This window comes from Alkalibacillus almallahensis, from assembly GCF_011761495.1.
Taxonomy (GTDB): domain Bacteria; phylum Bacillota; class Bacilli; order Bacillales; family Alkalibacillaceae; genus Alkalibacillus; species Alkalibacillus almallahensis.
The window spans coordinates 87,901-110,495 of record NZ_JAASRU010000008.1; the positions used below are offsets into that span (position 1 = coordinate 87,901).

The 22,595-nt window shown below is 38.4% G+C and carries 18 protein-coding genes; 4 read left to right on the top strand and 14 right to left on the bottom strand.

What is annotated here, in order from left to right; genetic code table 11:
• Positions 1-9: 9 nt before the first annotated feature.
• Together rnz and FHR85_RS08615 are read left to right on the top strand one after the other, a co-directional pair.
• Positions 10-936: a ribonuclease Z gene (gene rnz, locus FHR85_RS08610; RefSeq protein ID WP_167262470.1), complete on the top strand. Its 927-nt coding sequence runs from the start codon at positions 10-12 to the stop codon at positions 934-936.
• A gap of 3 nt (positions 937-939) precedes the next feature.
• Positions 940-2,313: an aldehyde dehydrogenase family protein gene (locus tag FHR85_RS08615; RefSeq protein WP_167262471.1), complete on the top strand. Its 1,374-nt coding sequence runs from the start codon at positions 940-942 to the stop codon at positions 2,311-2,313.
• Positions 2,314-2,567: 254 nt separating this feature from the next.
• On the opposite strand, the gene FHR85_RS08620 is transcribed toward FHR85_RS08615, so the two are convergent.
• The 6 genes from FHR85_RS08620 to FHR85_RS08645 form a co-directional block, all read right to left on the bottom strand.
• Positions 2,568-3,797, bottom strand: coding sequence for a DNA polymerase IV (locus FHR85_RS08620; RefSeq protein WP_167262472.1), 1,230 nt, complete (start codon positions 3,795-3,797; stop codon positions 2,568-2,570).
• Positions 3,798-4,502: 705 nt separating this feature from the next.
• Positions 4,503-5,624 (bottom strand): M20/M25/M40 family metallo-hydrolase, encoded by a 1,122-nt coding sequence (locus FHR85_RS08625; protein ID WP_167262473.1) that lies wholly within the window; start codon positions 5,622-5,624, stop codon positions 4,503-4,505.
• 19 nt (positions 5,625-5,643) lie between these two features.
• On the bottom strand, positions 5,644-7,191 hold the full coding sequence (locus FHR85_RS08630; protein ID WP_167262474.1) for an acyl-CoA carboxylase subunit beta: 1,548 nt from the start codon (positions 7,189-7,191) through the stop codon (positions 5,644-5,646).
• An 11-nt stretch (positions 7,192-7,202) separates the two neighbouring features.
• Positions 7,203-7,601, bottom strand: coding sequence for a methylmalonyl-CoA epimerase (mce, locus tag FHR85_RS14555; RefSeq protein WP_341770949.1), 399 nt, complete (start codon positions 7,599-7,601; stop codon positions 7,203-7,205).
• Positions 7,594-8,001 (bottom strand): cobalamin-dependent protein, encoded by a 408-nt coding sequence (locus FHR85_RS14560; protein ID WP_167262476.1) that lies wholly within the window; start codon positions 7,999-8,001, stop codon positions 7,594-7,596. Before FHR85_RS14560 ends, mce begins: the two co-directional genes overlap by 8 nt.
• A 17-nt stretch (positions 8,002-8,018) precedes the next feature.
• Complete coding sequence (locus FHR85_RS08645) at positions 8,019-9,677, bottom strand: acyl-CoA mutase large subunit family protein (RefSeq protein ID WP_167262477.1); 1,659 nt, start codon at positions 9,675-9,677, stop codon at positions 8,019-8,021.
• Positions 9,678-9,820: 143 nt separating this feature from the next.
• Between FHR85_RS08645 and prli42 the strand changes: the two genes are divergently transcribed.
• Both prli42 and FHR85_RS08655 read left to right on the top strand, forming a co-directional pair.
• Positions 9,821-9,964 (top strand): stressosome-associated protein Prli42, encoded by a 144-nt coding sequence (gene prli42, locus FHR85_RS14500; RefSeq protein WP_306974363.1) that lies wholly within the window; start codon positions 9,821-9,823, stop codon positions 9,962-9,964.
• A 183-nt stretch (positions 9,965-10,147) separates the two neighbouring features.
• Positions 10,148-13,180 (top strand): efflux RND transporter permease subunit, encoded by a 3,033-nt coding sequence (locus FHR85_RS08655; protein WP_167262479.1) that lies wholly within the window; start codon positions 10,148-10,150, stop codon positions 13,178-13,180.
• Between the two features lie 814 nt (positions 13,181-13,994).
• Here the strand turns inward: FHR85_RS08655 and FHR85_RS08660 are convergent.
• The 8 genes from FHR85_RS08660 to FHR85_RS08695 form a co-directional block, all read right to left on the bottom strand.
• On the bottom strand, positions 13,995-14,948 hold the full coding sequence (locus FHR85_RS08660) for an aromatic acid exporter family protein (RefSeq protein WP_167262480.1): 954 nt from the start codon (positions 14,946-14,948) through the stop codon (positions 13,995-13,997).
• Positions 14,949-15,054: 106 nt separating this feature from the next.
• Entirely contained in the window at positions 15,055-15,486 is a 432-nt protein-coding gene (locus FHR85_RS08665; protein ID WP_167262481.1) for a BrxA/BrxB family bacilliredoxin, read from the bottom strand.
• 140 nt (positions 15,487-15,626) lie between these two features.
• On the bottom strand, positions 15,627-16,898 hold the full coding sequence (locus FHR85_RS08670) for a dihydrolipoamide acetyltransferase family protein (protein ID WP_167262482.1): 1,272 nt from the start codon (positions 16,896-16,898) through the stop codon (positions 15,627-15,629).
• 33 nt (positions 16,899-16,931) lie between these two features.
• Positions 16,932-17,915 (bottom strand): alpha-ketoacid dehydrogenase subunit beta, encoded by a 984-nt coding sequence (locus FHR85_RS08675; protein ID WP_167262483.1) that lies wholly within the window; start codon positions 17,913-17,915, stop codon positions 16,932-16,934.
• Positions 17,916-17,917: 2 nt separating this feature from the next.
• Positions 17,918-18,928 (bottom strand): thiamine pyrophosphate-dependent dehydrogenase E1 component subunit alpha, encoded by a 1,011-nt coding sequence (locus FHR85_RS08680; RefSeq protein WP_167262484.1) that lies wholly within the window; start codon positions 18,926-18,928, stop codon positions 17,918-17,920.
• 18 nt (positions 18,929-18,946) lie between these two features.
• On the bottom strand, positions 18,947-20,368 hold the full coding sequence (gene lpdA, locus FHR85_RS08685; RefSeq protein ID WP_167262485.1) for a dihydrolipoyl dehydrogenase: 1,422 nt from the start codon (positions 20,366-20,368) through the stop codon (positions 18,947-18,949).
• Between the two features lie 34 nt (positions 20,369-20,402).
• The gene (buk, locus tag FHR85_RS08690) at positions 20,403-21,470 is read right to left on the bottom strand and encodes a butyrate kinase (RefSeq protein ID WP_167262486.1); all 1,068 of its coding nucleotides are present in this window, start codon (positions 21,468-21,470) and stop codon (positions 20,403-20,405) included.
• A 19-nt stretch (positions 21,471-21,489) separates the two neighbouring features.
• Positions 21,490-22,587, bottom strand: a complete 1,098-nt coding sequence (locus FHR85_RS08695) for a Leu/Phe/Val dehydrogenase (protein ID WP_167262487.1) — start codon at positions 22,585-22,587, stop codon at positions 21,490-21,492.
• Positions 22,588-22,595: the final 8 nt, after the last annotated feature.

Here is a 22,595-nt window from a genome sequence, read left to right on the forward strand (position 1 = left end):
GCATTCATCGTGGAATTAACTTTTTTAGGAACTGGTTCAGGTGTTCCTTCTAAACAACGGAATGTATCTTCATTGGCATTACAAATGCATCAAGAACGTGATGAAATTTGGCTTTTTGATTGCGGTGAAGCTACTCAACACCAGATTTTACAGACGACTATTAAACCGCGTAAAATAACAAAGATTTTTATCACTCATATTCACGGTGATCATATTTTTGGCTTACCAGGATTACTAAGCAGTCGTTCATTTCAAGATGGCAATTCTGCTTTAGAGATCTATGGCCCTAAGGGTGTTCAGGAATTCGTTGAATCTGCTTTAACTCTTTCTGAAACCCATTTAAAGTATCCCATTCATTATCAAGAACTTCATGAAGGAATAATTTTTGAAGATGAACAAATTCGTGTTAAATCGATGCAACTTGTACATGGGGTTCCATCATATGGTTTCGTCATTGAGGAATCCGACCAAATTGGTCCCCTTCTACCAGACCGTTTGAAAAGCTTTGGTATCAAACCTGGTCCTATTTACGAACAAATTAAAGCGAATGAGTTTGTGACTTTAAATGATGGAACGACGATTAATCGCGATGATGTGACGGGGCCAATGATTCCAGGCAGAAAAATAGCTATTTTAGGTGATACATTGCCATATGATCGGATTGTTGATTTCATCCGAGATTCTAATGTGTTAGTCCATGAGGCAACATTTATCAACGAGGACGCACATTTAGCGAGCGACTATAACCATTCTACTAGCACACAAGCTGTTAAAATTGCAGATGAAGCGCAAGTCAAACATGTCATGTTAAATCATATTTCTAGCCGTTATTTACGACATGATTTAGAAAATGAGCTAAATACACTTAAACAAATACACCCTTCAGTCAATTACGTCTATGACTTCGACTCTTTTCAAATCCAAAAGGAGGGATAAAACGTGAATTCAATCGAATCTACCATACAAAAACAAAAAACCTTATTTAAAGCCGGCAAGACGATGACTCATACTTTTCGTGCCCATCAATTGCAGCGATTGAAGCAAATGTTAAAACGCCATGAATCAGATATATACGAAGCCCTTAAACAAGATTTAAATAAATCAAGCTATGAGGTCTTATTAACTGAACTCGGTTATTTATACAATGAAATTGATGAAACGCTACAACATTTACAGAGCTGGATGGCACCCGAAAAGGTTAAATCCCCTACGTCTCATAAAGGGGCCAAAAGTATGGTCTACAAACAACCTTATGGCGTCAGTCTAATCATCAGCCCATGGAATTACCCCCTTCAATTAGCCTTAGCTCCTCTAATTGGAGCAATTGCTGGTGGAAACACGGCCGTGATCAAGCCATCAGAATTCACAAGTCATACTAGTCAATTATTAGAAACAATGATTGAAGAAACATTTGAAGACCAATACATTACGGTTATTCAAGGTGAAAAAGATGTAAGTGAAGCACTACTTGATCAACCGTTTGATTACATTTTCTTCACTGGAAGTACACAAGTCGGAAAAATCGTTATGGAAAAAGCGAGTAAACAACTCATTCCAGTAACTCTAGAGTTAGGCGGGAAAAGTCCTGTTATCGTTGATGAGGATGCGAAGATTCAACTGGCAGCTCGCAGAATTGCTTGGGGTAAATTCATGAACGCTGGTCAAACTTGCGTGGCTCCAGATTATGCACTCGTCCACCGTAATGTGAAAGACCAACTAATCGAAGCACTTAAAACAGAAATCGAAACGATGTACTCAGAAAATCCGATTCAAAACGAGGACTACACTAAAATTGTAAATGAAAGTCATTTTGAACGACTCTCAGACTATTTAAAAGAAGGTCGTATTTTGTATGGCGGTCAGAAGGAGCAAGCTAGTCACAAGTTTAACCCAACCATTGTCGACGATATTGATTGGCAGTCAAAGGTTATGCAAGACGAAATATTCGGTCCTATCCTACCTGTTCTTTCATTTGATTATCTAGAAGAGGTTGTTGATCATGTAGAACAGGCACGTAATCCTCTAGCGCTCTATTATTTCTCTGAGAATAGTAAAAAGCAGGATTGGGTGATCAAGAACTTGTCATTTGGTGGCGGATGTATTAATGACACGATTATGCACTTAGCTAATCCGCATTTGCCATTTGGTGGCCTTGGGACTAGTGGAATTGGAAGCTACCATGGTGTTCATAGTTTTGAAACATTCACACACCGCAAAAGTGTTGTAAAACAAACAACTAAATTTGACCTATCATTCCGGTACCCTCATTCAAAAATTGCCGAAAAAGTGTTTAATAAATTGTTTAATAAATAACTCGTTGAAGTCCGTTGTTGATATTGTGATCCGCTATCGGTGGACGCTTTCCGTGGGCACGGCTCGAGCCTCCTCGGAAAAAAAGCGCTTCCTTCGGGGTCTCGAGACTCGTGCTGTTCCCACTGGAGTCGCCACCTTCGCTCCTCACAATTCAACAACTCAGTACTAAATCAACCTAATACAATACTAAACTTTAACAAACCATAAGAAAAATAACCACCTCGCTCATCACAATCTGCTGATGAATGAGGTGGTTATTTTTTCTTTCTTTCACTTAAAAAATCCTTTTGAAAACTGGTAGAAATCGGTGTTTCTTCTTGGTGATTTAATTTAACGAAAGTTTCCTTCCCGTATTTATCTTCTATTTGTTCAATCGCTTTATACAAGGGCTCTTTCTCAGCTTCTTGTTCATAGGTGAATAGATCAAGTTGTTTGCCTATTTCCTCTTTATGCGTTAAGTGTTGCACGGTTACCCCTAATAATCGTAATGGTTCTTCTGTCCAGTGTGCATGAAATAAGTCTAAAGCAAGTCGCTCAATATCTGCTTCAGATTCAACATAGTCTCTTAAAGCACGACTACGTGTAATCGTTTTATGATCATGATAGCGAATCATAATTTGAATATTTTCAGCTACAACTTGTTTAACTTTCATTCGTTCAGCCACTCGACTGCTTAACTGTTTGATCAAGGGATGAATATCTGTTAATTCCGTTGTATCATATGGCAAGGTTTGAGAATTACCGATACTTTTAAAATCATGGACAGCTTCTGGATCTACTTCTCGCTCATCAATCCCATTAGCCCTCATATGCAATCTTTCACCATTCATACCCAATAAGTTCTTAATCGTTAAAACATTCTTATGGGCTAAATCTCCAATCGTTGCAATATCCAGTTGTTTTAGCTTCTCAGCTGTTTTATTACCTACACCATACATTTCTTCAATTGGCATGGGCCAAAGCTTATCTTGTATTTCTCGTTTTCGTAAAACCGTGATGCCCAGTGGTTTCTTCATATCTGAAGCCATCTTAGCTAGAAATTTATTCGGTCCAATCCCAATAGAACAGGGTAAATCCAATTCTGACGTTAATTTCTCTTGAATCCATTCTGCTAACTGAGGTGCCGTTAATTCACCATCATAATCCGACACATCCATATACCCTTCATCAATAGAAATCGGTTGAACATAAGGTGTAACCGATTCTAAGACAGAAAAAATCTGTTTCGATGCTTCACGATATCTTGGAAAATTCGGTTTTAAGGCAATAAGCTGAGGGCATTTGTCATAAGCTTGCCATAAAGGCATCGTCGTTTTAACACCATATGCCCTTGCCTCGTAATTACTCGTTACAACGATTCCTTTACGTTTTTCTGGATCACCCGCAATTGCCACAGGTTTACCTTTGAGATCGGGTTGATAAGCCATTTCAACAGAAGCGTAAAAACTGTTCATATCAACGTGAAATATTATTCGTCTTTTCATGATTATTCACCAACATTATAAATCCTTATATTAAAGTAATGATAAAGGGCAGATCTGTTATGAGCAATCTTTAAACTTATTAAAGTGACTAAAACATCATTTATTGGTCACTATTTTGGTCATTGGATTTCCTTAAATTTGAAGTCTATATTGTAACATTATGATTAATTTTTGTTATATTAGTATTAGGTTTAAAGGGTGATTAGATTTGAGGTGTGAAATATTAGTTACGAAACAATTGATAATATTATAGAAAACATAAGTATTATACTTTTGCTAATTTCAAATCTTGTTGAATCAAATGCATTGTTTTACTTCGGTGCTGTACCGCTAGTGATCACTAGCATAATAAGTTTAATTATCAATCCATCTAAAAAAAATATATTCTTTTTCACCTTTTTCTCCACTATTGTAGGTATTATATGGTTTTTAGTTGTCGGAATGTCGTTTGATATTTATTCATAATATTCATATTGTCACTTTTATTAACGGTTATTATTTGTAGTCGTTTCATCTCCAAGTGTATCCACTATTAATACTAACTTGAGTTCTAACCATCACAATTTACATCATGACAACGAATAACTCAAAGTCCCCTTCATAATCACGTGGAAGTTAACGCATCCCTTCCCCACAACCAACACCTTCTTTAAAACAAAATAATCGAGCGCAAGATTAAATCCTACACTCGATTATAACACGTTTTTATTTAGCTGCCTCTACTGAAATTGCCGTAAGCAATTCAGCAATTTTCACTAATTCCTGTACAGGTATTCGTTCTTCGGTTGTATGGATATTTTCGTATCCGACACATAGATTGACCGTTGGAATGCCATAACCTGCGATTATATTAGCATCACTTCCACCACCACTTGATAAAAGTACGCTATTACGTCCAATTTGTTGCGCTGCTTGCTTAACAACTTCCACAACACGTTCGCCATCTTCATGTTTATAACCAGGGTACATATGACGAACTTCAACTTTTATAGAGCCACCAACTTCATCTTCCGCTTGACGACAAGCTTCTTGCATTTGCTGAATCTGTTGGTCAAGTTTGCTCGCCTCTAGTGACCTCGCTTCAGCTAAAATATAGGCTTCGTCACAGACAACATTAGTCGCTTGACCACCTTCAAATCGACCAATATTAGCCGTTGTTTCGTCATCAATTCGACCTAAAGGCATTTTTGAAATAGCTTTTGCAGCTAATGTAATCGCTGAAACACCTTCTTCTGGAGCAACACCAGCGTGTGCCTTTTTGCCTTGTGATGTTATTTCTAACTTAGCTTGTGATGGTGCTGCGACAATCATGTTTCCGACTTTCCCGTTGGAATCAACAGCATAACCATACTTAGCTGTTAATAGTGATGAATCAAGAGCACGTGCCCCAACTAAACCTGATTCCTCTCCGACCGTAATCACCAGTTGAATGTCCCCATGTTCTATTTCTTGTTCTTGTAAAGTACGAATCATTTCAATAATAGCGGCTAAACCAGCCTTATCATCTGCACCCAACACTGTCGTCCCATCCGAAACGATATAATCTTCTTCAATCGATGGAGTAATCCCAACGCCTGGTGCTACTGTGTCCATATGTGATGTGAAATATATGGGTTCTACACCTGCTTTTTGTCCCTTTAATGTACAAACTAAATTATTAGCCTCATGACCTGTCTGTTCCTTAGCCTGATCTTCTTCAACTATTAAACCAAGATTAGAGAACTTGGTTTTTAGGGCTGATGCAATTTTCGCTTCATGTTGTGTTTCTGAATCAATTTGAACGAGTTCTATAAACTCATCAATTAATCGTTGTTCATTGATCTGCATGTTCGTTTACCTCCGACATCTATAATGGAATATTTCCGTGTTTTTTCTCTGGTCTTTCTTCTTTTTTATGCTGTAGCATTTTAAGACCTTGTTTTAATTTAATTCGTGTTTCTCTAGGGTCAATCACGTCATCAACCATACCCAAGCCTGCTGCTACATATGGATTGGCAAATTTCTCACGATATTCATCGATTTTCTCTTGTCTGACTGCTTCAGGATCACCCGCTTCTTGAATGTCTTTTGCAAAAATAATATTGGCTGCGCCTTCAGGACCCATGACCGCAATCTCAGCATTTGGCCAAGCAAAAACAAGGTCAGCTCCTATTGATTTACTATTCAAGGCAACATAAGCGCCACCATACGCTTTTCGTGTAATAACCGTCATCTTAGGAACTGTTGCTTCAGAATAAGCATATAAGATCTTCGCACCATGACGAATAATCCCACCATGCTCTTGTTTAACACCAGGGAAAAATCCGGTCACATCTTCAAAGGTTATAATCGGAATATTATAAGCATCGCATGTTCTAATAAATCTTGATGCCTTATCACTTGAATCAATGTCCAGGCCACCAGCTAAAAACTTCGGTTGATTACAGACTAAACCGATTGATTCACCATTGATGGTCGCAAAACCGACGACGATATTTTTAGCAAAATTAGGATGAATCTCAAAGAATGATTCGTGGTCGACCACTTCTTCTATGACAGAACGGACATCATACGGTCTAATCGCATCAAAAGGGACTAAGTCAGCTAATTCTGGCCTTAAATCCTCTTTTTCGTCATAGGGTTGTAATGGTGTTTTTTCTTGGCTATTTTGAGGTAAATAATGAATCAATTGCTTGACTTGATCCAGTGCTTCTTCTTCACTCTCAGCTTTTAAGTGGGCATTGCCGCTTTGACGGTTATGTACATCAGCTCCACCTAGTTCCTCTGATGTAATCTGTTCACCTGTGACTGTTTCGATTACTTTTGGTCCCGTGATAAACATTTGTGACGTTTTTTCAACCATGATGACAAAATCGGTGATCGCTGGTGAATAAACAGCTCCTCCTGCTGAAGGTCCCATAATGACAGAAATTTGTGGGATTACACCAGAATAAATGGAGTTACGATAAAAGACATGACCATAGCCATCGAGCGATGCGACACCTTCTTGAATTCTCGCCCCACCTGAGTCATTCAAACCGATAAATGGTGTGCCATTTTTAGCGGCTAAATCCATAACAGCTGCAATTTTCTTACCGTGCATTTCACCCAAAGCACCACCATAAACCGTAAAATCCTGCGCAAATAAATAAATGGGACGATCATTTACAGTTGCAAAACCTGTCACAACTCCCTCACCTGGGACTTCTTTTCCGTCCATCCCAAAGTCTGTGACACGATGTTCCATGAATGGATTAAGCTCAACAAATGACCCTTCATCCACTAGATATTCAATCCGTTCACGCGCTGTCATTTTACCTTTATCACGCTGTTTCTGAATTTTTTCATCGCCGCCACCAAGTTCAACTTTGCGACGTTTATCATACAGTTCATTGATTTTATCAAACATATCCATATGCGACCCTCCTATTTTTGCTGACATAATTCAAATAAGACACCATTCGCTGCTTTTGGATGAAGAAAAGCAACTTGACTATCGTGAGCACCTGTTTTCGGCTCTTCATGAATAAGGGGTACCCCTTCTGATTTTAAATGATTTAAGCGTTCTTGAACATCATCAACATCAAATGCTATGTGATGAATACCTTCACCTTTCTTCTCAATATATTTCGCAATGGGTGACTCGTCACTAAGCGGCTCCAGTAATTCAATCGCGCTTTCGCCTATTTTAAAGAAAGCAACATGTACTTGTTCACTGTTCACTTGTTCTTTTCCTTCAAATGTCAAACCTAATTGATCACGATAAAACGGAATCATCTCATCAAGTGACTTAACAGCAATGCCAATATGTGCTATTTTATTCATCATCTTCACCTCTTACAGTTGATTTAATGAAATCGACTGTTTCTGTCGTAGGTGTTCCTGGTGTAAATACTTTTTGAACGCCTTGTTCTTCTAGATAAGCAATATCCTCATCTGGAATAACGCCTCCTCCAATAACTGGAATATCCTCAGCGTTTCTTTCCTTTAAAGCTTCAACAACCCTTGGAAACAATGTTTTATGACCACCTGATAATGATGACAATCCAACAACATCAACATCTTCTTGTATAGCTGCTTGTGCAATTTGTGCAGGTGATTGTCTTAACCCTGTATAAATGACTTCGATACCATGATCGCGTAGTGCTTGTGCGATGACAAGCGCCCCACGATCATGACCGTCTAGTCCTGGTTTTGCAATGAGCACTCTGATTTTTCGATCCATTTCAACCTCTCCCCCTATTATACACCTGTATATTCACCGAATTCATCTCGTAATGTATGGCAGATTTCTCCGACTGTTGCATATGATTGAACACATTCTAAGATATAAGGCATGACATTAATCGTTTCATCTTGAGCGGCTTGTTTTAAGTTATTCAATTTAGAATCAACAGTCGATTGATCTCGTTCTTTTCGAACCTGTTGCGTTTTTTCAACTTGTTGTTTTTCTAAAGCATCATCAACACGTAACAAATCTTCGTGCACTTCTTCTTCTAATTGGAATTCATTAAGGCCTACAATAATATCCTCTTTTGATTCAATTTTCTTCTGTGTTTCATAGGCTGTTTGATGGATTTCACGTTGCATGTACCCCTCTTCGACCGCTTGAACTGCGCCACCCATCTCTTCAATTCGGTCTATATAATCCATAACTTCTTTTTCGATTTGGTCTGTCATCTCTTCAACATAATAGGAGCCTGCAAGCGGGTCGACTGTATCAGCAACACCACTTTCATGAGCGATAATTTGTTGTGTTCGAAGGGCAATACGTGCTGATTCCTCTGTTGGCAAAGCTAACGCTTCATCTCTTGAATTCGTGTGTAAGCTTTGGGTTCCACCAAGCACAGCTGATAGTGCTTGTAGTGCCACCCGTACCACATTATTATCAGGTTGTTGAGCCGTTAGTGTTGAACCACCCGTTTGTGTATGGAAACGCAATCTTAAACTCTTCTCATTTTGTGCTTGGTATTTATCTTTCATTAATCTTGCCCAAATACGTCTTGCTGCCCGGAATTTAGCAGTTTCTTCAAAGAAATTATTATGTGCATTGAAGAAAAAGGCTAATCTTGGAGCAAATTGATCGATTTCTAAACCGCTTTCAAGTGCCGCGTCAACATAAGCCTTACCATTCGCTAATGTAAACGCAACTTCTTGTACGGCTGTCGATCCCGCTTCACGAATATGATATCCTGAGATACTAATCGTATTGAATTTCGGGATCTCTTGAGCACAGTATTCAAAAATATTCGTAATTAGTCGCATTGACGGTTTCGGCGGATAAATATAAGTGCCGCGCGCAATGTATTCTTTTAATATATCATTTTGAATGGTTCCCGTAATCTTTTCTTTCGGGACGCCTTGTTTCTCTGCAACGGCGATATACATACATAATAAAACTGAAGCGGGCGCATTGATCGTCATTGAGGTACTTACACGATCTAATGGAATACTATCTAGCAGTATTTCCATATCCTTTAACGAATCGATGGCGACGCCTACTTTACCCACTTCTCCTTCTGACATAAAATCGTCTGAATCATAGCCAATTTGAGTCGGTAAATCAAAAGCAACGGATAAACCTGTTTGGCCTTGATCAAGTAAATAACGAAAGCGTTCATTCGTTTCTTCTGCTGAACCGAAACCTGCGTATTGTCGCATTGTCCAAAAACGGTTACGATACATGGAAGGCTGAATTCCACGTGTGAATGGAAACTGCCCTGGAAAACCAATATTTTCAGTATAATCATTTGTTTGCCCTTGTTCATCTGGCAAATACAGACGGTCAATTTCTATTCCAGAATGATTCGTAAACTGTTCTTTCCGCTCTGGAAATCGTTCATTCGTTTGATCCGCTGCATCTTGCCAGCGCTCATACTGTTTTCGAAACTTTTCATCCATTCTCCCAACCCCTTTAATGATCTACTTTATAATTTTGAGAAAAATTCGTCATCTAACCTTATTGTAAAGGAAAGTTTAGGCTTGTCCAATCTTCTTTTTTCTTTTACAATATGTTTATTAGAGATTTTAAAGGAGGTATAAGTGTGTCTAAAAAGCAAAATCAACCTCGCGCTCCTTATGCATCGAATCGACGCAAGAAAAACACATGGACAACAATTGTAATCTATCTTATGATTATCGCCATGCTTCTTAGCTCTCTTATGATGGGCGTCAGCATGTTCGTATAAATCAAATTCTCAAGTCATAGCTATTGCTATGGCTTTTTTATTAGCTAATAGAAAATAAATACGAGCTTTTTGAGATCATCATCACAAATTGGACACATATTTTTTAATGAAGTGGTTATTTTGTCTTAGATTCGGGAATGACGATATTATATTAAAATATTTTCACATCAAGGAGTTGGAAACATGGCATTTTGGCTAAAACGGTATAAAATGATTTTCTTATTTTTCGTCCTATTATTAATTGTTGGTATTTATACATTCTTTAATTTACCTCAGCGTGATTTTCCAGAAACACCTGTCAATCAAGTAACAATTTCAACCCCCTCTCCTGGAGCATCTCCAGTAGAAGTTGAACAAAATATAACAACCTTGATCGAGAGTGAAGTCAGTCAATTGGATGGGGTTGATTCTTATCAATCGACATCTACTCGTGGATTTTCAAATATAATACTGTCGTTAGAGGATAGCACGAATGAAGCTGAGCTCGTCGCTGACCTGAATCAACAGATTAGCTCTCTAGACCTACCTGATTATGCATTAGAGACAAATGTTGAAGCTGTTAATTTAGAAACACCAAGTCAATCTTATTATTTCACAGCTTCTGAACGCGATCAGTTATATAATTTACAAGATACACAGCAAGAATGGCAAGATCGTTTAAAATCCATTTCTGGTGTGGCTTCTGTTGAGTTTAATGGCTTAGAAGAAGAACAAGTGGTTATAAATTTAGAGCCTGAAGCCTTGCAAGAGAATCAAATTCAATTCCAAAATGTCTTAACTGCACTAGAAGAAGAATGGCGACCAACACCAATGGGCCAAATTCAAACGGAAGATGGATATGAAACTTTGACGATTGATCACTATGAATCAATCAGTGAAATTAATAATACGACTATTCCTTCGCAAAACGGGTCAGTTCCACTCAGTGAATTAGCTACCATTGATCAAGAACCTGTTGAACAACCAGACTTTGTCAGTTATCAAGGAGAAACAGCAATCAATTTGACCGTTTATTTAGAAAGTGGTGAAGATATACCATCAGTTAGCAAGCAAGTCGATGATGAAGTTCAAAAACTTGCTTCTGACTTACCTGAAAATATTAGCTTTCATCATTATTTCGATCAATCTTCATTTATTTCTAATATTTTTGATGATTTATTTTTATCATTAGCAATTGCTGTGATTGCCGTCATTTTAACAACGACATTAGGCTTAACCTGGATTGGTTCGTTAGTTGTTGCAATAGCTATTCCAAGCTCACTAATACTAGCACTGATTCCGCTTCCGTTCTTGGATGTAACGTTAAATCAAATCTCCGTCATCGGAGCGATCATTGCACTCGGGATTTTAGTCGATGACTCCATTGTACTGAACGATAATATCGAGAGACGTTTTCGACTTGGAGATGATCCATTAAAAGGAACTTTAACGGGGATTAAAGAAGTTCGCAATTCAATCTTAACGTCAACATTAGCCATTGTGTTTACCTTTTCACCATTAATCTTCTTGTCAGGTGCAAATGGCGCTTTTATCCGGGCATTACCTAGTGTATTAATCGCGACCATAATTGCCTCAACGATCGTTGCGTTAACATTAGTGCCAGCGATTCGCTACGTACAATATAAACACAAACGTAAAACAATCAAAGCTAACCCAGGTTTACTCGGCACTTGGTTAAATCATGGCGCAAGATGGTATGCTCATAACTTAGTTAAAAAATTAATTCGCATACCTAAACGGACAGTTGCATTAGGGCTAGTCCTCACAACTGGTCTATTTGCTTTAGTGGTATGGACACCTTTTGAATTCTTTCCTGCCGCAGATCGTGAGGAAGTGACAATTGACGTATCATTAAACAATGGTCTAACGAAAGAAGACACATATGAGACCTTGCAACAAATTGAATCAGACTTAACTCAAAGTAATGAACCCATTAAAGATATTAGCCTGTTCACAAGTGGTAGTGCCCCACAACTATTCACGCAAGGACAAGGAAATACAGGTGAAGAAACTGGCCGATTATATGTCCGAATCGACACTTCAGAAACGAATGCTGAAGCTTTTAAAGAAAAATGGGAACCTGCGTTACGCAGTAACTATGAGGATGCCACGATCTTTATAGAGACAATTGAACAAGGACCGCCTTCAGGTGCACCTTTAACCGTTACGATTGAAGGAAATAATCTAGAAGAAATGATTAACCTAAGAGATCAGTATAACGAGCGATTAAGAGAAGAAGGTGCTAATCTTGTCGTTGATAATGTTGGAAACTTAACAGATCAAACGGTTTATCAACCGAACCGCGAATTATTGAATGACTATCAAATTTCAATTGAAAGTATCAATCAACAGTTAGCATTAAGAACAACAGGCACCCCTTTTATGACTATTAATGATGGTCTAGAACAGTATGATGTTCAACTTTACCTTAATCGTTTACAAGACGATGAAACGCTTGACTTAGATGAAATTGTTATTCCAGTTAATTCGAATGATGGCCCACCTGTTGTACCTGCTTCAGAACTGATCGAAGCAGAGTCAGAAGAAGTCATTCCAACCATCTATCACGAAGATGGTGATCGTACGATAACAATTAGAGCTTATGCAGATGACACAGCTCCTATTAAAGAAGCGATCCAACCAGATATAGATGAATTCAATCAATCACATGAAGAGCTTTCGTTATCAACTGGAGCTGAAACAGATAGTCAGGACAGCTTCTTCACAGAAATTATCGTTATCTTCTCGATTGTAATTTTATTAGTCTATTTACTGATTGCCTTCCAATTCAACTCATTATCTATGCCGTTTTTAATTTTGATTTCGGTATATCTAGCTATAGCTGGGGCAATTTTAGGATTATTCGTTACACAAACTCCGATCAGCTTCTTAGCAGTAACGGGTATGGTTTCGTTAACTGGTATTGTTGTCAGAAATTCATTAGTTCTTGTTGATTTCATTGAACAATCCATCGCTTCCAATGAAACAATGAGTGAAGCAGTGATTAATGCTGCAGAAGCAAGATTTAAACCAATTATTCTAACAACGATCACCTCCATTGTAGCCTTAACACCAGTCGCATTAGGTGGGGATGCATTATTTAAACCACTTGCCATAACCATTATAGCTGGGATTATGTTCTCAACTGTATTAACCTTAATCTTAGTCCCTGTGTTATATATCATCTTTAATAAAAGACGCTACAAGACGTCATAATTAAAGAAGGGTTGCTGGAGTTTCCAGCAACCCTTTTTATATGTCATATAGTTTGGTTAACCTTATTGAAGTAAATATACAAAAAGTGGAATTCATGATAAACTTCACTCATCTTATTTCTAGCCATATTTTTTATTAATATGATTATCATAAGGAGGTTGATTTCAATTGAAAACCATTTACATTCATATTCTAAATATCTTGGCCTTTATAGCACTAATTGTCTTTAACTTGTTCGCTTATTTGGGTATGAACTTCACTCCACAAAATGAACCTTACATAGCGGAATATACTTTTTTAGCGAGTTTTTATTTCATCTTAGCGCTATTTTACTATCTACAACTAAAGCAAACCTCTCTCAAATCACTTCTAGTCATCATTATTGTTGAGTTACTCCTTCTAATTACGTGGAGTTATTTCGGAAACACTCTTCTAGAAAGCTTGATTGAATAAAGACCATGAATTCTTATTAATTGATTCACTAAAAGAAATGAGGATGGTACAAAAAGATATTCAGCACCACAAAAGACGAGTGTTTAAAATAATTATGGGTAAGCAGTAATTAAGCGGAATCAAAACGCGTAGACTCCTGCGGGAACAGCACGAGTCTCAAGACCCCGCAAGCCCCGTTTTTGGGGCTGAGGAGGCTTGAGCCGTGCCCGCGGAAAGCGAAGCGTTTTGATGGAGCGTCATTCAAACAGAAAACCCGAAAGATTTATTTTTTAATTAAATCTTTCGGGTTTCTACAATGCATTATTAACTTTTGTCTCAGCTTAATTTTATTAGCTTAACTATATATTTGAAGTCTTTCTTGTTATATATCACTCTTTTTAAATGATCGTTTTAAAATGAGATATTGCTCAATCTCATTAAGTAATAAATATAAGTTAGCACGGTCTTCAAATGTTTGCCTGTCATGTGGCAAAGGTTCTTCATTAAACTGCTGTCGGATCTCTTTTAATGAATCTAAATACTTAACCGCTGTATTCCCTGGATGAACATGAGTTGCAAGATCCTCAAATAATTGACCAATATAATGATATTCATCTTGTGACGCGTCAATCCGACTAATTAACGGTAACATACGCTCTAAAATATCAAACTGTTTTTCTCGCATATGAAAATAATGATAAAACGGGTGGTGCCTCCGTAACAAATGGTTCTCAACATCTCTCGAAGCTAATTGGTTAGCCTTTTCTAACAACTGAGCTGTTTCAGTAATTTCTTGGCCTGACCAATGATAATCGCCTGTCTTTAAATAATTAGCAATTTCTTGTAGGATAATCGCAAAATTATCCTCTAACTGATTGCGAATTTTCACCAACTCAGAATCAAGACTTGGCATATACATATTTAATAATAGAGCTACACCCAAACCAATTGAAATCAAAATAATCTCATTAGCGACTAGAGAAAAAGTCAGTTGCCCAGCCCCATAAATATGCAACATAATAACCGAACTAGTCACAACCCCTTCTGTGATTTGCAATCGAACTGTGATTGGAATAAATATGATTAAGACTAAACCAAATACAACTGGATTATAACCAATTAATTCAAATAACAATCCTGATACTAAAATTGCTATAACACAGGCATAGAAACGGTACCAAGCACTTTGTATCGATCGTTGACGTGTGACTTGGATACATAGAATCGTTAAAATCGCTGCACTAATAGCATTTTCCAACTGTAGAGCATTTGCTAGCACGATTGAAATCGGTGCACCAATCGCTGTTTTGATTGTTCTAGACCCGATTTTAAACATTCTCATGCCTCTTTCTAAAGTGAATTTCTTCTTCTATCATATATGTCTTATTCAAGATTATAAAGCAAAAATAAAAAGGTGGCTATTAACCACCTTTTTATTGTTATTAGTATTCTTCACAATGTTGATCAAAGATTGTTTGTAACTGTTGAACAACTTCCATTGGTGTTGAGCTTTCAATTTCATGACGTTCAACCATTGTTACAAGTTGACCATCTTTCATTAATGCAAATGATGGTGAAGATGGTGGATACCCTTCAAAGTAACCTCTTGCCTTCTCTGTTGCATCACGATCTTGTCCAGCAAAAACTGTTACAAGATGATCTGGTCTATAATCATAATGAATAGCACTTGATGCAGCTGGACGAGCAACGCCACCAGCACAACCACAAATTGAGTTAACTGCAACTAATGTTGTTCCTTCACGTGATAATGCCTGATCAACGTCCTCGGGTGTTTTCAATTCTTCATAGCCTGCATCAGCAATTTCTGAACGTGCTTGTTCGACGAAATCCTGCATATATAAATTAAAATCCATATTATACGCCTCCCCTATCTTTAAAACTCTACCTATATACTATCAACAAATGGAAGTCGTTTCAAATTGTTTAACTTCAAAATTTTTAATCTACAAAAAAGAAACACATCTTCAGTTGAGATGTGTTTCTTTAGTAATAATTAATAAATAGAAGTATTATCCTCTGTCATATTTTCAAGAATCTCTTTCACACGTTGTAAGAACTGGCCACAGATTAGACCGTCCAATACTCGGTGATCAAGTGATAAACATAAGTTAACCATGTCACGGGCACCGAACATGCCGTCCATATAAACAGGTCGCTTCACAATTGATTCGACTTGTAAAATAGCTGCTTGTGGGTGATTAATGACACCCATGGACTGGACTGAACCAAATGAGCCTGTATTATTGACTGTAAATGTACCACCTGACATATCTTCATTCGTCAGTTTACCGTCACGTGCTTTCGCAGCCAATTCTACAATATCTTTGGCTATGCCTTTAACACTTTTATCATCAGCATTCTTAATAACAGGGACGAATAATTGATTATCACTAGCTACTGCAATCGATAAGTTAATATCTTTCTTCTGAATGATTTTATCGTCTGCCCACATACTGTTAAGCTCAGGGAATTCTTTTAATGCTTGAGCAACAGCTTTAACAAAGAAAGCGAAATACGTTAGTGAATAACCTTCTTTTTGTTTAAACTCTGTTTTCTTCTGCTCACGTAATTGAACTAGATTGGTCACGTCAACTTCAACCATCATCCAAGCATGTGGAATCTCAGTTGTTGATTTAACCATGTTTTGCGCGATCGCTTTACGAACACCAGAGACAGGAACTTCAACATCACCAGTTTGAGCACTTGGTGCAGGTGCTTGACTAGGCTTAGTAGCTTGAGACGTTGATTTTTCTGTTGTGCTTGTTGTTTGTGCTGGTTCTTGTGAAGCCTGAGGAACTTCACCAGATTCGACGATCGCTTCGATATCTTTACGTGTAATACGTCCCCCTTTGCCTGAACCAGTCACTTGATTTAAATCAATATCATGTTCCTGAGCCATCTTAAGGACTGCTGGTGAATAACGCTTTTTCATCGATTGGTCTGTTTGTGACGTTTCTGCTGGCTGTTCACCTTGTTCAGAACTTGTTTCGTCACCTGAACCTGATGAAGCCTCAGATGCCCCACCTTCTACTTCTATATAAGCTATAAGGCCACCAACTTCAATTGTATCGCCTTCACTTGCTACGAGTTCGGTAATTTTACCTGAAAAAGATGATGGCACTTCAGCGTTTACTTTATCGGTCATGACTTCAGCGATGGGATCATACTTGTTTACTTGATCGCCAGCACTGACTAGCCACGAGCTAATCGTACCTTCTGTTACACTCTCACCTAACTGAGGCATCTCTACCTTTTCGACCGACATGAATGACTACCTCCTTTGTTTTGCCTAAACCGCTTAAAATTCCGCTAGTTCACGCATTGCATTTTCCAATTTATCTGGATTAATCATAAAATACTTCTCCATTGTAGGAGCATAAGGCATTGATGGAACGTCTGGTCCTGCTAACCGTTGAACAGGCGAATCCAGATCAAATAGACAGTTTTCAGAGATAATAGCTGAGACCTCACTCATGATACTGCCTTCTTTGTTGTCTTCTGTCACAAGTAAGACTTTACCTGTCTTTTTCGCTGCTTCAATGACTGCTTCTTGGTCTATTGGATAAACGGTACGTAAGTCTAAAATGTGAGAAGAAATCCCTTCTTCTTCTAATTTTTCAGCTGCTTCTAATGCGAAATGAACGCCTAATCCATATGTGATGACCGTAATATCATCACCTTGTTTTTTAACGTCAGCTTTACCGATTGGTAATTCATAATCTTCTTCAGGTACTTCTCCTTTAATCAAACGATAAGCGCGTTTATGTTCAAAGAATAAAACAGGATCATCATCTCGAATAGCTGCTTTAAGTAACCCTTTGACATCATGTGGTGTGGAAGGCATGACGATCTTAAGGCCTGGCTGATTAGCAAAGACGGCTTCTACGGATTGTGAGTGGTACAACGCACCATGTACACCCCCACCATACGGAGCGCGAATCACCATTGGACAACTCCAATCATTATTTGAACGATAGCGAATACGTGATGCTTCTGAAATGATTTGGTTAACGGCTGGCATAATGAAATCGGCGAATTGCATTTCTGCAACAGGTCGTTTACCATACATTGCTGCACCAATGCCTACACCAGCAATAGCAGATTCCGTTAAAGGTGTGTCCATGACACGTGATTCACCAAATTGATCATATAATCCTTCAGTTGCTTTGAAAACGCCACCTTTTTTACCGACGTCTTCACCAAGTACAAATACGGAGTCATCACGTTCCATTTCATCTTTTAAAGCACTCGTAACGGCTTGAATATAAGACATAACTGCCATGATTATTCCCCTCCTTTTTCTGCATAAACATACTTCAATGCATCTTCAGGTTCAGCATAAGGAGCATTCTCAGCTGCTTCTGTTGCTTCATTAATTTCATCATCAATTTCTTTATTTAAAGCTTGTTCCTTCTCTTCCGTTAATACGCCAACGTCACGTAAATATTGAGCAAACGAAATCAAGCTATCCTTTTGTTTCATTTCTTCTATTTCTTCTTCAGTACGATACGCTTTATCATTATCATCACTTGAATGGGCTGTTAAGCGTTCAGTCATTGCTTCGATTAACGTTGGTCCTTCTCCATTCATAGCACGATCATGAGCATCTTTTACAACGCGATAAACTTCTAATGGGTCATTTCCATCAACTTGATAACCTGGCATACCGTAAGCAACGCCGCGGTCAGCTACTGATTCGCTTGAAATCTGACGTTCGAGCGGAACCGAAATGGCATATTTATTATTCTCAACCATCGTAATAACCGGCAGTTTATGAACACCAGCAAAGTTTAAACCTTCATGGAAATCGCCTTGATTGGAAGAGCCTTCACCTAACGTAACGAGTGAAGCAATATTTTCGCCATCCATTTTGGCTGCTAAAGCTATACCTACTGCATGAGGCAATTGTGTTGTAACAGGTGAAGAACCTGTTAAGATGCGATTTTTCTTTTGGCCGAAGTGACCAGGCATCTGCCGACCACCTGAGTTAGGATCTTCTGCTTTAGCAAAGGCTGCTAAAAATAGCTCGTGTGTTGTCATCCCAAATGCTAAAACAACTCCTAAATCTCGATAGTAAGGAGCTACATAATCCTTATCCAAATTAAGTGCATAGCTTGCACCAATTTGTGCGGCTTCTTGTCCTTGACACGAAATGACAAATGGAATTTTACCTGCTCGGTTCAATAGCCACATGCGTTCATCAATTTTACGCGCTAACAACATTGTGCGATACATATCGAGCACTTGCTCATCTGATAAGCCTAAATTTTGGTGGCGATTATCAACTTGACTCATAGAATAACCTCCTTATTCTTAACCATGAATTTGTTTCCCATCAACAGCTAAAGCCGCTTCACCTATTACTTCAGATAAAGTAGGATGCGGATGAATCGTTTCGCCGATCTCCCAAGCTGTCGCATCTAACACCATTGCAAGGCCAGCTTCCGAAATCATATCTGTTACGTGTGGACCAATCATATGCACACCGAGGAGATCATTATTTTCTGCATTCGTGATAATCTTCGTAAATCCTTCTTTTTCACCGTGAACTAATGATTTACCAACAGCTTGAAATGGAAATTTACCTACTTTAATCTCATAACCTTGATCTTTCGCAGCTTGTTCTGTTAATCCAACACTAGCCATTTCGGGATGCGAATAAATACAAGAAGCTACATGATTATAATTGATTGGTTCTGGATTTTCATTGGCCATATGTTCAACGGCCAGAATGCCTTCATGTGAGGCCACATGTGCTAATTGCATACCGCCAATAACATCGCCGATCGCATAGATATGGGATTCTTTCGTTTGTCCAAATTTATTAACTTTGATCGCGCCACTATCAACCTGAATATCCGTATTTTCTAATCCGATATTATCGACAATAGGTGAACGTCCAACTGATACAAGCAAGCGATCTGCCTCAAAAGTTTGCTCTTCTCCATTAATATCAGCTTGTATAGAAACACCATCTTGTTTTTCTAACGTTTCTGGCTTCACTTTAGCCCCAGTAATGATTTCAATACCCTTTTGTTTCAACGCTTTTTCTGCTTCTTTAACGACATCTTGATCTTCAGTTGGTAAAATCTGATCCAGATATTCAATGACTTTCACATTCACTCCGAAATCTGCCAACATCGAAGCCCATTCGATACCAATTACGCCACCACCGACAATCATAATAGACTCCGGCAATGATTCCATTTGTAAGGCTTCATCAGATGTCATAATCAATTCACCGTCAACTTCTAATCCCGGTAATGTTTTAGGTTTGGAGCCTGTTGCCACAATCACATTTTTCGGAATGATCATGTCATTCTCTTCCCCATTATTCATTTCAACCGAGATTGTACCAGCTGTTGGTGAAAAAATACTTGGGCCTAAAATACGCCCGTGACCTTCAATCACATCAATTTTTCCTTTTTTCATTAGACCTTGGACACCTTGATGTAATTGATCAACAATTTGTTGTTTACGCTCTTGAACTTTAATGAAATTCAAAGATGTATTTTCAGTTTCTACACCGAAAGTATCAGCCTGTTTCGTTTGTTGATAGACTTCTGCACTTCTGAGCAATGCTTTAGACGGAATACAGCCTCTATGTAAACAGGTTCCGCCTAATTCGCCTTTTTCAACCATTGCAACACTTAAACCGAGCTGACTTGCCCGAATTGCTGCAACATAACCGCCTGTCCCGCCACCTAAAATGGCGAGATCATATTCTTTAGCCATAGCCTTACCTCTCCCTTCAAAGAAAGTTTACTACTTAATAAATTTTGGCTTCTTCATCGCCATCTAAAACGCGTTGTGCCCCTTCAGCAAGAGCTATAAGTTCATTCTCACCTGGGTGCACTCGAACATCTGCAATCCAACTAATTTGGTCTGTGATCCACTTTACGAGCAGGTCGCTATAAGCTAGCCCGCCTGTTAGGACAATAGCGTTTATATCACCTTTAAGAACAGGACTAACCCGACCTATTTCCTTAGCGATTTGATAGGCCATAGCTTTATATACTTGCTTAGCCTTCTCATCACCATTGTCTATTAATTCTTCTACTTGTCTTGCATCATTCGTTCCTAAATGAGCAACTAAACCTCCATGACCTACCAGCAATTTATGCAAAGATTGCTGCGTATAGTCTTCAGAAAAGCACAAATCAACAAGCTGACCTGCTGGTAAAGTCCCGGCACGTTCTGGTGAGAAAGGACCTTCTCCATTCAAACCGTTATTAACATCTACGACTTTTCCTTTTTGATGAGCACCTACTGTAATTCCTCCGCCCATATGACATACGATCAGGTTAACGTCATGATAGGATTGGTTTATTTCCTGGGCCGCTTTTCGTGCGACAGCTTTTTGGTTAAGAGCATGAAAAATACTTTTACGAGGAATATCGGGCACACCAGAATATCTAGCAATATCAGATAATTCATCCACTACAACAGGATCAACAATATAGGCCGGTACATTAACATTATTAGCAATCTCAAATGCTAGCATAGCTCCTAAGTTAGACGCATGCTCACCATTTTCAGCCTTTTTTAAGTCATCGATCATGTTCTGGTCTACCAAATACGTCCCGCCTTCAATTGGCTTTAATAAACCGCCACGACCACATACAGCATCTAATTTGGAGATATTAAATCCTTCATAATCTAATACATTCAATATCACGTTTTTTCGAAATAAGTATTGATCTGATACTGAATCGAATGCATTAAGTTCATCGGTTTGATGCCGAATCGATTTTTCAAATAATTGATAGCCTTGTTCGAAAACTGCAATTTTAGTTGAAGTCGAACCTGGATTAATGACTAAAATTCTATTATGCATCGTTCAACTTCCTCCTAATTTATTTACGACGTGATAAGACGCTATGTTCATTTTGCAGGAATGTACTACGAGATTTTCTAACACTTTCAATACGTTCCTCTGCCATACGGTCTGCCGCTGCATGCGTTGAAATGTTATCGCGTTTTGAAATCTCGAAAATTTTCGTCAAACTATCATAAATGGTGTCAATTTGCTTATAAGCACGTTCCTGATTATACCCGTTTAACTCATCTGCTACATTAATAACACCACCAGAGTTAATCACATAGTCTGGCGCATAAACAATGCCTAATTCGTGAAGCTTTTCACCATGGCGCTCTTCTGCTAATTGGTTATTAGCTGAACCAGCAATGGCTTTCGCCTTCAATTGAGGAATTGTATCATCATTAATGGTTGCACCTAAAGCACACGGCGCATAAATATCACAGTCAACTGAGTAAATATCATCTGGAGCGACTGCTTGAGCACCAAAATCATTTACGGCACGATCAATAGATTCTTGGTTAATATCCGTGACAATTAATTTTGCGCCTTCTTCATGCAAATGCTTGCACATATGATAAGCAACATTTCCAACACCTTGAACAGCTATTGTCTTACCTTCTAATGAATCTGTTCCAAATGCTTCATTCGCTGCTGCTTTCATACCACGATACATACCGTACGCTGTTGCTGGTGATGGATTACCTGAAGAACCGAACTCAGGGGAAATGCCTGTTACATAATCGGTTTCCATGTAAATATGATCCATATCATGTTCTGTTGTCCCTACATCTTCTGCAGTAATATAACGACCGTTTAATCCTTGGATATAACGTCCAAATGCACGGAACATCTCAGAATTTTTGTCTACTTTTGGATCACCAATAATAACAGTTTTACCACCGCCAAGGTTAAGACCAGCCGCAGCATTTTTATAAGTCATACCTTTAGCTAAACGAAGTGCGTCTACTAATGCTTCTTCTTCTGAATCATAAGTCCACATTCTTGTTCCACCTAACGCAGGTCCTAATGTTGTGTCATGTAAGGCAATAATTGCTTTAAGTCCTGAATTTTTATCTTGGCAAAAAATCACCTGTTCATAATCGTATTCTTCCATGTAAGTAAATAATTCCATGATAAAAC

Coding starts and splice junctions, on each gene's coding strand:
- FHR85_RS08620 (WP_167262472.1), bottom strand. CDS start 3,797: ATGAAAAGACGAATAATATTTCACGTTGATATGAACAGTTTTTACGCT.
- FHR85_RS08625 (WP_167262473.1), bottom strand. CDS start 5,624: ATGCAGATCAATGAACAACGATTAATTGATGAGTTTATAGAACTCGTT.
- FHR85_RS08630 (WP_167262474.1), bottom strand. CDS start 7,191: ATGGATATGTTTGATAAAATCAATGAACTGTATGATAAACGTCGCAAA.
- mce (WP_341770949.1), bottom strand. CDS start 7,601: ATGAATAAAATAGCACATATTGGCATTGCTGTTAAGTCACTTGATGAG.
- FHR85_RS14560 (WP_167262476.1), bottom strand. CDS start 8,001: ATGGATCGAAAAATCAGAGTGCTCATTGCAAAACCAGGACTAGACGGT.
- FHR85_RS08645 (WP_167262477.1), bottom strand. CDS start 9,677: ATGGATGAAAAGTTTCGAAAACAGTATGAGCGCTGGCAAGATGCAGCG.
- FHR85_RS08655 (WP_167262479.1), top strand. CDS start 10,148: ATGGCATTTTGGCTAAAACGGTATAAAATGATTTTCTTATTTTTCGTC.
- FHR85_RS08660 (WP_167262480.1), bottom strand. CDS start 14,948: ATGTTTAAAATCGGGTCTAGAACAATCAAAACAGCGATTGGTGCACCG.
- FHR85_RS08665 (WP_167262481.1), bottom strand. CDS start 15,486: ATGGATTTTAATTTATATATGCAGGATTTCGTCGAACAAGCACGTTCA.
- FHR85_RS08670 (WP_167262482.1), bottom strand. CDS start 16,898: ATGTCGGTCGAAAAGGTAGAGATGCCTCAGTTAGGTGAGAGTGTAACA.
- FHR85_RS08675 (WP_167262483.1), bottom strand. CDS start 17,915: ATGGCAGTTATGTCTTATATTCAAGCCGTTACGAGTGCTTTAAAAGAT.
- FHR85_RS08680 (WP_167262484.1), bottom strand. CDS start 18,928: ATGAGTCAAGTTGATAATCGCCACCAAAATTTAGGCTTATCAGATGAG.
- lpdA (WP_167262485.1), bottom strand. CDS start 20,368: ATGGCTAAAGAATATGATCTCGCCATTTTAGGTGGCGGGACAGGCGGT.
- buk (WP_167262486.1), bottom strand. CDS start 21,470: ATGCATAATAGAATTTTAGTCATTAATCCAGGTTCGACTTCAACTAAA.
- FHR85_RS08695 (WP_167262487.1), bottom strand. CDS start 22,587: ATGGAATTATTTACTTACATGGAAGAATACGATTATGAACAGGTGATT.